General features: G+C 65.8%; 14 protein-coding genes. 10 read left to right on the forward strand and 4 right to left on the reverse strand.

Going from position 1 to position 12923, the window contains the following annotated elements; translation table 11 throughout:
• Positions 1–122: 122 nt before the first annotated feature.
• From LOY33_RS16130 to LOY33_RS16140, 3 genes are all read left to right on the forward strand, one after another.
• Entirely contained in the window at positions 123–2606 is a 2484-nt protein-coding gene (locus LOY33_RS16130) for a TonB-dependent siderophore receptor (protein WP_408980653.1), read from the forward strand.
• Positions 2607–2719: 113 nt separating this feature from the next.
• A complete protein-coding gene (locus tag LOY33_RS16135) occupies positions 2720–3916 on the forward strand; it encodes an MFS transporter (RefSeq protein ID WP_058541248.1) in 1197 nt (398 codons plus the stop codon).
• 62 nt (positions 3917–3978) lie between these two features.
• Positions 3979–4527 carry a cupin domain-containing protein gene (locus tag LOY33_RS16140; protein WP_043859772.1) on the forward strand — a complete coding sequence of 183 codons (549 nt, stop codon included), beginning with the start codon at positions 3979–3981 and terminating at the stop codon, positions 4525–4527.
• 66 nt (positions 4528–4593) lie between these two features.
• Here the strand turns inward: LOY33_RS16140 and LOY33_RS16145 are convergent, their stop codons facing one another.
• Entirely contained in the window at positions 4594–6084 is a 1491-nt protein-coding gene (locus LOY33_RS16145; protein WP_258659388.1) for an anion permease, read from the reverse strand.
• A gap of 439 nt (positions 6085–6523) precedes the next feature.
• Between LOY33_RS16145 and LOY33_RS16150 the strand changes: the two genes are divergently transcribed.
• A complete protein-coding gene (locus tag LOY33_RS16150; RefSeq protein WP_043859774.1) occupies positions 6524–6853 on the forward strand; it encodes a hypothetical protein in 330 nt (109 codons plus the stop codon).
• Between the two features lie 132 nt (positions 6854–6985).
• Here LOY33_RS16150 and LOY33_RS16155 read toward each other — a convergent pair whose 3' ends face one another.
• The 3 genes from LOY33_RS16155 to LOY33_RS16165 all read right to left on the reverse strand — a co-directional run bounded on the left by LOY33_RS16155 (position 6986) and on the right by LOY33_RS16165 (position 8152).
• Entirely contained in the window at positions 6986–7288 is a 303-nt protein-coding gene (locus LOY33_RS16155) for a hypothetical protein (protein ID WP_043859775.1), read from the reverse strand.
• A 216-nt stretch (positions 7289–7504) separates the two neighbouring features.
• The gene (locus LOY33_RS16160; protein WP_043859776.1) at positions 7505–7693 is read right to left on the reverse strand and encodes a hypothetical protein; all 189 of its coding nucleotides are present in this window, start codon (positions 7691–7693) and stop codon (positions 7505–7507) included.
• A 138-nt stretch (positions 7694–7831) separates the two neighbouring features.
• Complete coding sequence (locus tag LOY33_RS16165) at positions 7832–8152, reverse strand: YbjQ family protein (RefSeq protein ID WP_043859777.1); 321 nt, start codon at positions 8150–8152, stop codon at positions 7832–7834.
• 177 nt (positions 8153–8329) lie between these two features.
• Between LOY33_RS16165 and LOY33_RS16170 the strand changes: the two genes are divergently transcribed.
• The 6 genes from LOY33_RS16170 to LOY33_RS16195 all read left to right on the forward strand — a co-directional run bounded on the left by LOY33_RS16170 (position 8330) and on the right by LOY33_RS16195 (position 12915).
• Positions 8330–8713 (forward strand): hypothetical protein, encoded by a 384-nt coding sequence (locus LOY33_RS16170; RefSeq protein ID WP_408980704.1) that lies wholly within the window; start codon positions 8330–8332, stop codon positions 8711–8713.
• A gap of 120 nt (positions 8714–8833) precedes the next feature.
• The gene (locus LOY33_RS16175; protein WP_058541250.1) at positions 8834–9622 is read left to right on the forward strand and encodes a hypothetical protein; all 789 of its coding nucleotides are present in this window, start codon (positions 8834–8836) and stop codon (positions 9620–9622) included.
• A gap of 63 nt (positions 9623–9685) precedes the next feature.
• Positions 9686–10591, forward strand: coding sequence for a transporter (locus tag LOY33_RS16180; RefSeq protein ID WP_043859780.1), 906 nt, complete (start codon positions 9686–9688; stop codon positions 10589–10591).
• 14 nt (positions 10592–10605) lie between these two features.
• Complete coding sequence (locus LOY33_RS16185; RefSeq protein WP_258659390.1) at positions 10606–11352, forward strand: DUF2092 domain-containing protein; 747 nt, start codon at positions 10606–10608, stop codon at positions 11350–11352.
• Complete coding sequence (locus LOY33_RS25935; RefSeq protein WP_078481936.1) at positions 11349–11912, forward strand: hypothetical protein; 564 nt, start codon at positions 11349–11351, stop codon at positions 11910–11912. Before LOY33_RS16185 ends, LOY33_RS25935 begins: the two co-directional genes overlap by 4 nt.
• A gap of 25 nt (positions 11913–11937) precedes the next feature.
• The gene (locus LOY33_RS16195; protein WP_104572646.1) at positions 11938–12915 is read left to right on the forward strand and encodes a MoxR family ATPase; all 978 of its coding nucleotides are present in this window, start codon (positions 11938–11940) and stop codon (positions 12913–12915) included.
• The last annotated feature ends 8 nt before the right edge of the window (positions 12916–12923 follow it).

A 12923-nucleotide genomic window follows, 5' to 3' on the forward strand; every position in this document is an offset into this window, starting at 1 on the left:
GCACAGCGCAGTGTTTGATGCAGCAAAAAAAATTCCTCCCCCGCGGTACCTTTTCTCATTCTCATCCGCCTTGTCTGAAACACCCCCTTTCGCGCATCCCTTCTGCATCCGACGAGGCCCCCATGTCACCCCGTTCCCCCCGCCTGCTCCCCGCCCACCTGCTGGCCGCCGCCATGGCCGCCAGCGTGCTGCCAGCCCCCTCGGCGATGGCCGATGAAGTCAGCAGCAGCCGCACGGCCTACAACATTCCGGCCGGTTCGCTGGCCAGCGTGCTCGGCGCCTTCGCCGCCGCCAGCAGCCTCAACCTGTCCTACGACGCCGCCCTCACCCGCGGCAAGCAGAGCCCCGGCCTGCAAGGCCAGTACGCCACCCTCGACGGCCTCGGCCGCATCCTGGCCGGCAGCGGGCTGCAAGCCTTCCCACAAGGCGACGGCAGCTACTCGCTGCGCCCGGCCCCCAGCAGCAACGGCGCCCTGGAACTGGGCGCCACCAACGTCGACGGCACCCGCACCAGCAGCACCGGCGACAGCACCGACAGCTACACCGTGCGCAGCGTCAGCATCGGCAAGGGTCAGCATTCGCTGCGCGAAACCCCGCAGTCGGTCACGGTCATCACGCGCAAGATGATGGACGAACAGAACCTCACCAGCCTCGAACAGGTGATGGAGAAAACCCCCGGCATCACCGTTCACGACTCGCCCATGGGCGGCAAGTACTTCTACTCGCGCGGCTTCATGATCGCCGGCCAGTACCAGTACGACGGCGTGCCGCTGGATGTGGGCGGCAACTACGTGCAGGCCAACAGCTTCTCCAGCGACATGGCCTATTACGACCGCGTCGAGATCATGCGCGGCGCCGCCGGCATGATGAAAGGCGCCGGCAGCTCGGCCGGCGGGGTCAACTTCATTCGCAAGCGCGGCCAGGACAAGGCCGCCACCCACGTCACGCTGTCGGCCGGCACCTGGGACAACTACCGCGCCCAGGTCGACACCGGCGGCCCGCTCAACGACGCCGGCACCCTGCGCGGGCGCGCCGTGGTGGCCCAGCAGGACCGCAAGTACTTCTACGACATCGGCGAGCGCGAAGACCAGGTGGTGTACGGCGCACTGGACTACGACCTGAACGAGGACACCACCCTGGGCCTGGGCCTGGCCTACGAAAAGCTCGACGCCAAGCCCTGCTGGCAGGGCCTGCCGCGCTACAGCGACGGCAGCGACCTGAAGCTGTCGCGCTCCACCTGCCTGGGCGCGTCGTGGAACCACTGGGACAGCGAGCGAACCAGCCTGTTCGCCGACCTCACCCACCGTTTCAACGCAGACTGGGCGCTCAAGGTCGCCTCGATGTACACCCACAACGACCAGAACATGCAATACGCCATGGGCGAAGGCACCGTGCCGGTGGGCAGTACCCAGGGCGCCTCGAAGCTGTACTCCGGGCTGTTCGACTACGACCAGGACGACTACGGCTTCGACGCCAACCTGGACGGCCATTTCCAGGCCTGGGGCCTGGAGCACGAGATCATCGTCGGCGCCAACGCCAGCCGCTCCAAGGGCCGCGACCGCTACGAACTGATCAACCTGACCGAGCTGTACGGCGTCACCCAGAACCCGTTCAACCCCAACCCGCACATCCCCAAGCCGGGTGACTCGGTCTACGAGAAGGAGTCCTACCGCGGCGGGCCGATTCCGGTGACCTCCGACACCCGTCAGTTCGGCACCTACGCCACCCTGCGCCTGAAGCTGGCCGAGCCCCTCACCGCCGTACTCGGCAGCCGCGTCAGCTGGTACCGCAACAGCAGCGACAGCTACACCCAGGCCTGGGACTACTGGCAGCGCAACCGCAGCCAGGAGAACGGCCAGGTGACGCCGTTCGCCGCGTTGATCTACGACCTGGACGACACCTGGTCGGTGTACGCCAGCTACGCCGACATCTTCCAGCCGCAAAGCACCTACACCAAGGCCGACGGCAGCTCGCTCAAGCCCAAGACCGGTGCCAGCTATGAGGTGGGGGTCAAGGCCGAGTGGTACCAGGGTCGCCTCAATGGCGCCTTCAACCTGTTCCGCAACACCGAGCAGGGTCGCGCCGAGGCTGACTACAACACGGTATGCGGCGGGTCGTCCGACGGTTTCTGCTACACCGACAGCGGCAAGGTGCGCGCCCAGGGCTTCGAAGCCGAGCTGAGCGGTGAACTGATCGAGCGCCTGCAGATGCTGGCCGGCTACACCTACACCCAGGTCGAATACCTCAAGCGCATCGACGACACCCGCCAGGACGCCACCTTCACCGCCAGCTACGTGCCCAGGCACATGGCGCGGGTGTGGACCAACTACGACCTGGACGGCGCCCTGCAGCGCTGGAGCGTGGGCGGCGGGGTCAGCGCGCAGAGTGCCAACCACTTCGTGGACCGCAACACCAAGATGGTGCAGCCCGGCTACGCCCTGTGGAGCGCCCGCATCGGCTATCGCCTGGATGACAACTGGAGCCTGGCCCTCAACGGCAACAACCTGTTCGACAAGCACTACTACAGCAGCGTCGGCGCCGCTGGCTGGGGCAACTTCTATGGCGAGCCGCGCAACCTGATGGTGACGCTGCAAGGCGACTTCTAACCCACAGCAACAAGGCTGAAGTCAATTAAATGATTATTACTATCGTTTACAGGCTTTAGCCTTGGGGACAGCTGCGGCACAATGGCCGCCTTGCTCCTCTGCCTTGGATAGCCATGAACACCGCCCAGCAACCCCCGCTGCTCAAAACCCCCGCCTTCGACCTGCGTCCGCTGATGGTGGTCAACATGGCCTGCACCATGGCGATGATGGCCTTCGTCGCCCTGATCGGCCCCATCGCCCGGGTGCTGGGCCTGGCAGCCTGGCAGGCGGGGGCGGCGGTCACGGTAGCCGGGGTGGTGTGGATGCTGCTGGCGCGCCCCTGGGGCCGGGCCAGCGACCGCTTCGGTCGCCGCCGGGTGCTGCTGGTGGGCACCGCGGGGTTCACCCTGGCCTATTGGGCCCTGTGCCTGTTCATCGATGGCGCGCTGCGCTACCTGCCGGCCACCTCCCTGGCCTTTGCCGCACTGGTGATCGGCCGCGGCCTGATCGGTGCGTTCTATGCCGCCCTGCCGGTCGGCTGCGCCGCGCTGATTGCCGACAACATGCAACCGCAACAGCGCGCCCGCGCCATGGCCTCGCTGGGTGCGGCGAACGCCGTGGGCCTGGTGATGGGCCCGGCACTGGCCGCGCTGCTGGCGCGCCACAGCCTGAGCCTGCCGTTCTATGCGATGTCGGTGCTGCCACTGCTGGCATTGCTGGTACTGCAGTTCAAGCTCAAGGGTCAGGAGCTGCACCTGAGGCAACCGCCCCGCCCCGTCAGCCTGACCGACCCGCGCCTGCTTCGCCCGCTCACGGTGGCCTTCGTGGCGATGCTGTGCGTGTCGCTGGCGCAGATCACCGTAGGCTTCTTTGCCCTTGACCGCCTGGGCCTGGCGCCTGCCGATGCCGCCCAGGCGGCGGGCATTGCCCTGACCATGGTGGGTGCGGCGCTGATCTTCTCGCAGGTGCTGGTGAGCAAGCTGCAATGGCCGCCGCTGCGCATGATCCGCGTGGGCGGCTGCATCAGTGCGCTGGGTTTTGCCAGCGGCGCCCTGGCCGACAGCGTGGGCATGCTGTGGGCGTGCTACTTCGTCGCTGCGGCCGGCATGGGCTGGGTGTTCCCGGCGTTCCAGGCGCTGGCGGCGAACGCGGTGGATGCCGGTGAACAGGGCGCGACCGCAGGCTCTGTGGGCGCGGCACAGGCCCTGGGCACGGTGATCGGGCCGCTGGCCGGCACCCTGATCTACGCCCTGGACCCGCGCCTGCCGTACCTGATGGCCGCCTTGCTGCTGCTGTTGATCGCCTTGTGGCCGGTGCCTGCACGCCAGTAGGCGGGTTCGGCGACGGAATGTGTTTTAATGCGTCGCCCATTATTTTTGACATCAAGGCGGCTATGGACACGGGGACACGACTCAAACTGGTACGTGAACGCACCAAGCTCTCGCAACGGGAGCTGGCCAGGCGCAGCGGCCTGACCAACTCGACGATTTCACAGATCGAGCAGAACCGCGTCAGCCCATCGGTGAGCTCGTTGAAAAAGCTGCTGGAAGGCATCCCGATGTCGTTGGCGGAGTTCTTCAGTTTCGACGAACCGCCGCGCGAAGAACGCTTCGTGTTCCGCGCCAACGAGCAGCCCGACCTGGGCAGTGGTGGCTTGCGCATGCTGCTGGTCGGCGCCAGTGTCGAAGGTCGGCAGATGCGCATGCTGCGCGAGCTGTATGCGCCGGGCGCCGACTCCGGCGAAGAGCCGATCGTGCACACCGAGGGCGAGGAATGCGGCCTGGTGACCCGTGGCACCATCGAGTTGCGGGTAGACGGCCAGGTCAGCGTGCTGAACTCCGGCGACGGCTACTACTTCCCCACTACCCTGCCCCACAGCTTCAAGAACATCGGCCAGGACGAAGCCGAGATCATCAGCGCCAACACCCCGGCGAACTTCTGATGAGCATCGCTGCAAGCGGCAAGCTGGCTCGGCCTCGCTTGCCGCTTGCAGCTTGCAACGGCCCTTCTACATCCAGCCCAGCCAGTGCCACCATGTTGCGGCGAACACCAGCATCAACCCGTACCCCACCAGCGTCACCACGATCCCGACCTTGGCAAACTGCCGCGCGTTGAAGGTTTCGGTACCCAGGCACACCATGTTCTGCGGTGCGTTGATCGGCAGGATGAACCCGTAGCTGACCACAAACCCCAGCACCATGGTCATGCCCAGGCGGCTGAAATCCCCCGGCAAGGTCTGCAGCACCGCGATCAGTATCGGCAGCAGCGCTGAGGTCAGCGCCGTGGCACTGGCAAAGCCCAGGTGGATCACGATCAGAAACGCCGCCAGAATCGAGAACACCCCCAGCGTGCCCAATTGATCCAGCCCGGTATTGGCCACCACCTGCCCGCCCAGCCATTGCCCGGCCTGGGTGGTCAACAGGGTGGTGCCCAGGCTGATGCCGACGCCGAACACGATCACCGTGCCCCACGGAATACGCGCCTGCACATCCTTCCAGGTCATCACCCCGAAGTGCGGCAGCAACAGCAGCACCAACCCGGCGTAGGTGGTCGAGGTGGTGTCGAAGTGATGCAGCTTGCCCTCGGTGGCCCAGGCCAGCAGCAACAGCAGCGACACCCCCAGCAGACGCTTCTGCGCCCCGCTCATCGGCCCTAGCGCCTGCAACTGCTCGGCCACCGCCGCCTTGCCGCCGGGAATGCTGTCGCTCTCGGGGGGCAGCATCCTGAGCACCAGCACGATCAGCACCACCGACATGATCAAAGCCCACGGCGCCCCGGCGATCAGCCAGTCGATCCATGACACCCGTGCACCGAGCATCTTGTCCATGAAGCCGACCGTCAGCAGGTTCTGCGCGGCAGCGGTCTGGATGCCGATGTTCCAGATGCTGGTGCCCTGGGCCACGATGATCATGATGCCGGCGGCGATGTTGGAGCGCTTGTTCACGCCGAACGCGGCGATCACGCCCATCATGATCGGCACCACGCAGGCACTGCGCGCCGTGGCACTGGGCACCACCAGGCTGAGCAGGATGATCACCACCATCGCCCCCAGCAGAATGCGTCGGGTGCTCACGCCCACCCGGTTGAGCGTGACCAGCGCGATGCGCCGGTCCAGCCCGGTGTGGGTCATCGCCGCTGCGATGAACAGGGCCCCCACCACCAGCGCCAATGCCGGGTTGGCAAAGCCCGTCAGGGCCATGCTCACGGCTGCCGACGAGCCGTAGATCACCGACGGGTCGGCAAGGGTCGGTGCGGTGCCCAGCAAAAATGCCAGCAGCGAGGTGATCATGATCGCACTGGCTTCGTACGACACCGCCTCGGTGATCCAGATCACCACCGCAAAGGCCAGGATCGCCAGCACGCGGTGACCGGCCACCGGCAGGTCGGCCGGCAGCGGTAACAGCAGCACGCCGACCAGCGCGACGATGCCCAGCAGCAGGCCCACGGGCAACAGGGGTTGAGCGCCAGGCGCTGCGGGAGGATTGGCGGGGGTACTCATGGGCAGGACTTCTTTGGCAACAAAACAGGCTCCTATCATCCCCAGCGCCTGGCCGGTACGCGCTGACCCGGGTCAATACATGGCCAAGACGCCCTGACCAGAGCGCTTTGTAGGACATTCCAACAGCCTGTGGCGCGGCGACCCGTAAGCTCGAAAAAGACTGACCGGTCATTTGTAGTGAATAAAAAAAATCACTACAAAACCTATTGACGGCATTCGTTGCCCCTTGCATGATGAGGCCGTCTCCCTGATCGGGAGCGCTGGCAAAGGGTGTTCCAGACAGTTCGAGCGGTTTCGGGCTGTCCGTGGAGAGGGACTGTCCAAAAGGCAGAGTGAAGAAAGCCCCTGTTGCGACGCTGCTGTAGCAGCCTTGGTAGATCGCTACATGAAGTAGCGCAGGTTTGAACTCACCAACGACGAATAGGTAATAGGGGGCTTTATGATCAACTTGAACAACCAACCCACCATCGACCAATTGGCTCAGCTGTTCGCTGCCCGCAAGGACAGCCTCGATGACCACCTGCTGTGGGTCAGTGCCACAGGTGACGTGCACATCGACAAGATGCCGCCGCACACTGTCGAAGAGGCGATCGATGCGAAGCGTGAAATGCGCGCCCGTTTCAGGATGTTCCGCCGTGGCAAGGGCTACGTCGGCAAGAAGGCAGCGGCAGACACCGCGTTTGTCGCCAAGGTGCTGGAGACCCTGCAACAGGAATGGCCCGCCATCCGCGAGCGCCAGGACGTGAAGGTGATCGACCGGCTGTGCTGAGCCAGGCGAATTGAAAAAGGCGACCTTCGGGTCGCCTTTTTCATGCGTGCCTTATCGCCTCATCGCGGCTCTGGCTCGCCCCACCGTCTGCGCACATTCCCTGTGCGCCACGACAGGGCGTAACCGCAGGCATCAGGCCTGACGACGAAACCGCGGGTGCTCCATCGGCACGGCGTCGGTGGCCAACGCCCGGGCCCGGTCCACGCCGCGCACCAGCGCACGGCTCATGGTTTCTCCCGGGCACGAGGGGTAGTACTCCTCGAACAGCGCCTTGCCCCGGCGCCCGTACACCCCCAGGAACATCTGCGTGGCCCCGGTGCGCGACAACCGCACCTGCACGTCGATGCTGGTGCCATCGCTGAGTTCTTCGTCATGGCTGCGGCTGTGCAGCTGAGAGTCGGCCCACGCCCAATAAGTCTCTTCCCTGATGCGCATCGCACTGCTCCTTGTTCGTTCGAACCGACAGTAAGGCATACAACCGCCAAGGGGGCTAGCGACAGCCGTCGCCCCATTGAGCGAGGTCAAGAAAGCCGCATAAAACGGCAGATTCAGCGTACCGGTCGTCTGTTTGCGAAATAGCCTACAACTTGCATGAAAAAGCCCCACACACCGCAGCACAGGCTGGATGGCGGGGCCTCTTCGGCGTCGTGGCTACTTCTTGCGCAGGCCCGGCAGAAACCGGCGGCGCTCGCTGCGCGGTGGCACCGTGGAGCGCACACGTACCGGCGCGTCTTCCAGGGTCATGTTGGCAAACCCCAGCTGGAACGCTGCTTGCCCGCAACGCACCTGGCTGTTGATGGGAAACTCGTCACCATCGTCTTCGAAATACGATTCCTTCATACCCGGCTCCCCTGCTGTGGATCACTACCGGCACGCAGATGAATGCCTAGGAAATAGTGACCTGTTGCTTTCAGAGACTAGCCGGACATTTGAAGACTGCCTGGTCACTTATTGTCACACCCGACCAGTGGCCTATGGCTACCTGAGTTTGACCGCGGTGCCGGTGACGAACACCACCACCATGCCGCCACGGGCCGACGGCATGCTGATTTCGTAATCCAGGCCGATCACTGCATCGGCCTGCAGGCTGCGGGCGCGCTGGCGGATTTCGTCGGTGGCCTGGATGCGCGCCTCTTTCAGGGCGCTTTCCAGGGTTTGCGAACGGCCGCCGAAAAAGTCGCGAAAGCTGGTGAAGATGTCGCGTACCACGTTGATGCCCTGCACCGATTCGGCGCTGACTACATCCAGGTAGGCCGCGACTTCGCGTCCTTCGACAGTGCCAGTGGTGGTGAGGATCATTGCGTACTCCTGAGCGTTGTCGGGACATGCCCCGACCCAAAAGAACGCGATGGTAACAAACCCGCACTTTCGCCGCCCGTCACTTGCGGCCCGCTCAAGTGCGGCTATTTTCATTGGAACGTTGTTACAGCGTATTAATACTTCGGACGGAGTCGAAGCATGTCGATACCACGTTGCATGAGCGTTCTTGCATTGGGCCTGGTGCTGGCCGGGCTGGCGGGCTGCAGCAGCATCGATGCCCGCACCACACAGTACGTCGGGGCGCCCCATCCTTCGCCCACCGCCGCGGCTACGGTCGAGGTACTGCGCAGCGAACCGACCCGCCCCCATATCCGCCTGGGCGAGATCGTGGTCGATGCCAGCGTGTCCCCGCCGCCACCGATCACTGACGTGGAGCAGAAGCTGCGCGAACAGGCCGCCAGTATCGGCGGCGACGCCGTCGTGGTGGTCTACGACCGCATCCAGCCGGTTTCGGCCTATGTCAGTGGCCCGCTCTGGGACCGCGATATCCGCTCCATCGACGGACGCAAGCTCAAGGGCATCGTCATCAAGTATCAGTGACCCTGTGGTCGCCGGTGGTGCCGGCGCCAGCGTACGCGCCCATTCGCCCCCTGGGGCCCCTGCCTCGCTGGCAAGGCCGGCCCCTGCCCAGAAGCGCAATATTGAACAGGCACCACCGTCATGCAAAGGACCACCGCCACTTGTCTCGTACTGCCCTGCGCCCTGCTGTTCCTGCAGCACGCCCTGGCGGACAACGCCGAAACCGCCAACAAGAGCAACAACCCGCTCAACCTGGCACCGGGCCTGAACCTGCAGGACTACTACACCCCCTCGGTGTACGACAGCAACGTGCATACCAACGATTTTCTGGTGCGCGGCACCCTGCCGGTCGCCCCTGGCGAACTGCTGCCGGTACCGCAACTGCTGCGCGCCACCCTGCCCATCAGCACCCGACCCGACCCCCACGGCGGCTACAGCACCGGCATCGGCGACCTCAACCTGTTCGACATCTTCCTGCTCAAGACCGAAGGCGTGCAGCTGGGCATCGGCCCGCAGCTCACCGCCCCCACTGCCGAGCACGACGAGCTGGGCACCGGCAAGTGGCAGGCGGGGCTGGCGGCGGTGGCCATCGACGCCTCGCCACGCGGGCTGCTCGGTGCGCTGGTGCAGTACCAGAGCTCGTTTGCCGGCGACCATGACCGCGCCCACGTCGAAACCGCCACCCTGCAGCCCTTCATCATCCACAACCTGCCCAAGGGCTGGTACCTGCGCTCCACCGGTACCTGGACCTTCGACCTGAAGAACGACACCCACTACATCCCGCTGGGGCTGGGCGTGGGCAAGGCCTGGAAGGCCGGCAGCAACATCCTCAACGCTTTCATCGAGCCGCAGTGGACAGTGGAAAAGAAAGGTGACGGCCTGCCGCAGTTCACCGTGTTCGCCGGCCTCAACGTGACCTTCGGCAAGTAGCCAGCCCACGACCGGACCCTCCGGCAGCCAGCACCCTGTGCGTTCAATTGAAGGAGCACCACCATGCATACCCGACCTGTCCTGCGTTACCTGCCGGTGCTCGTGCTCAGTGGCGCGCCGCTGCTGGTGCAGGCCGACAACGCGCGTGACTGGCAGAACATCCCGATCGACCTGAACATGGTGTTCGGCTACTACAACCGCATCGACACCAACACCCCGATCGACACCGCTCTGCCCATCGACGGCCTGTCCCTGGATGCCGACCTCTACATCCTGCGCCTGGCGCGCTCGTTCAGCATCGACGGACGCAACAGCGCGATCCAGCTGGTGCAGCCATACGCCGACGTGTCGGCCTCGTTCGACGATGCACGTTTCTTCAATGGCACCAAGCACAACGGCGGCATGGGCGACACCCAGATCGTGTTCGCCCACAACTTCTTCGGCGGCCCGGCGCTGACCGCCGAGGAGTTCGCCAGCTGGACCCCGGAAACCTTCATGACCGGCGCCGTATGGCTCACCGTGCCCAATGGCGACTACGCCAAGAACCGCGTCATCAACATCGGCGCCAACCGCTGGGTGGTCAAACCCGAAATCGGCTTCGGCCACCCCATCGGCCCCACCTGGCTGGAGGTCAACACCTGGGTTTCGCTGTTCGGCGACAACGACGACTACCTGGGCGACAACAAGCTGGAGCAGAAACCGCTGTATGCCGTCGAAGGCCACTACAGCTACACCATCAACCGCGGCCTGTGGGCTTCCCTCGACGCCACCTACAGCTTCGGCGGCGAAACCCGCATCAACGGCGAAAACCAGGACAACAAGCAGGCCAACACCCTGGTCGGTGCCAGCCTGGGCTTCATGCTCTCGCCGCAGTTCGGTGGCCTGATCGCCTACACCGACACCGTGTCCGAACGTACCGGCTCACCCGATGTGAACACCTGGACCTTGCGCCTGAACTACGCCTGGTAACCATGGGAGGCCTGATGAAGCGTTCGCACCGACTCACCTGCCTGGCCCTGCTGGCCCTGTTGCCGGCCCTGGCAAAGGCTGCCGACCCGCTCGACCCCAGGGCCCTGGCCGCGCTGTCGAACATGGGCAGTTACCTGCACCGCCTGCAGGCCTTCAGCCTGAGCACCCGCAGCGAAACCGACCAGCAACTCGACAGCGGCCCCACGGTGACCTTCACCCACCACACCCAGGTGCTCGCCCGCCAGCCCGACAAGCTGTTCGTCAGCGTCGACCAGGGCTCGGCGGCGCGCCAGTTCTTCTACGACGGCAAGCAGTTCACCCTGTATGACGGTCGTCATGGCTACTACAGCAAAGGCGCGGCGCCGGCGACCATCGAGCAACTGCTCGGACAACTGAGCGAGCGCTACGCCATCACCTTGCCGCTGGCCGACCTGTTCCGCTGGAACGCCCAGACCGCGAAAGAGGTCGGCATCACCCAGGCCACGCTGATCGGCAGCGAATCCCTCGACGGCCAGGCCTGTACCCACTACGTGTTCCGCCAGCCCGACATCGACTGGCAACTGTGGCTACGCGAAGGCGCGCAGCCGTTGCCGTGCAAGCTGATGATCACCCGCCGCGACGACCCCGAGCGCCCGCGCCATAGCGTGACCTTCGACTGGGACCTGAGCACGCCCATCAACCCGGCAGCCTTCGACTTCACCCCGCCGGCCAAGGCCGTGGCGGTGCCGCTGCGCGAACCGAACGAGGGCCGCCAGCCATGACGCCACTGCGTACCTGCCTGCACCTGGGCCTGAGCGCCTGCCTGCTGACACCGCTGATGGCCGACGCCTGGCAACTGCGCGGCGGCGGTGGCGGGCGTACCTTCGTGGTGCCCTATCACGCCGGGGGCGGCCATTTCGCCCCCCCGCCGCCGCATTACCAGCCCATGCCGCACCCGATGCCCCCGCATCCGCAGCCGATGCCGCCCCACCCGGCGCCGCCTCCGCATCCGCAGCCCGGCCCTGGGCCGCACCCACCGGGCCCGCCACCGCATCCACCGGGCCCGGGCCCTCACCCGCCCGGCCCCGGCCCGATGCCGCCACCACCGCCACCGCCACCGCCGCACCCGGACGACTGGTATCACCCCTGGGCCGCCGCTGCCGTGGTCGGTGCCACCACTGCCACGGCCATCGCCATCGGCACCCAGGTGGCCGAGGTACCGCCGGACTGCGTGTCGGTGGTCGCCAACGGCGTGGCCTACCAGCACTGCGGCGCCACCTGGTACCAGCCGCAATACGTCGGCAGCAACGTGCAGTTCATCGTGGTGCCTGCGCCATGGTGAAACCACCCGACCCAAAGGAATGCCCATGAGCGCCCTCACCGACATCAATGCCCTGCACGCCGCCATCGCCGCCTCGGTGCTGGGCCAGGACCAGGTGATCCGCCAGATCCTGGTGGGCCTGCTGGCCAACGGGCACGTGCTGCTCGAGAGCCTGCCGGGCCTGGCCAAGACCCGCACGGTCAAGGCCCTGGCCCGGCACCTGGATGCACGCATGAGCCGCATCCAGTTCACCCCCGACCTGCTGCCCTCCGACATCACCGGCGCCGAGGTGCTGCAACAGGTCGAGGGCCAGCACCAGGTGCGCTTCCAGCCCGGCCCGCTGTTCGGCAACCTGATCCTGGCCGACGAGATCAACCGCGCCCCGGCCAAGGTGCAGGCGGCGCTGCTCGAAGCCATGGAGGAGCGCCAGATCACCGTGGCCGGCACCAGTCACAGGCTGCCCGACCTGTTCATGGTGATCGCCACCCAGAACCCCATCGAGCAGGAAGGCACCTACCCGCTGCCCGAGGCGCAGATGGACCGCTTCCTGATGAAGGTGCTGCTGGATTACCCCGCGCCGGCCGATGAAGGCCAGGTGTTGCAACTGCTGCGCCAGGAGGAACAGCGGGCGGCGGCCAAGGCGGCCAGCGACAGCTTCAGCCTCGGCCAGGAGGTGATCTTCCAGGCCCGCCGGGAAGTGGCGGCCATTCACGTGGCCCCGGCCATCGACAGCTACCTGATCGCACTGGTCAACGCCACCCGCCACCCCGCCGACTACGACGCCGACCTGGCGCGCTGGCTGCAGTTGGGCGCCAGCCCGCGCGGCGGCATCGGCCTGGACCGCTGCGCGCGCGCCGATGCCTGGTTGCAGGGCCAGGACTTCGTCTCGCCCGACAACGTGCGCGCCATGCTCCACCCGGTGCTGCGCCATCGCCTGCAACTGAGCTACGACGCGGTGGCCGACGGCGTGACCAGCAGCGAGGTACTCGACCGCCTGCTCGACAAGGTGGCCATCCCGGCCTGAGGACCGCA

Origin of the sequence: Pseudomonas sp. B21-036, from assembly GCF_024748925.1 — a bacterium.
In the GTDB taxonomy this organism is placed as follows: domain Bacteria; phylum Pseudomonadota; class Gammaproteobacteria; order Pseudomonadales; family Pseudomonadaceae; genus Aquipseudomonas; species Aquipseudomonas palmensis.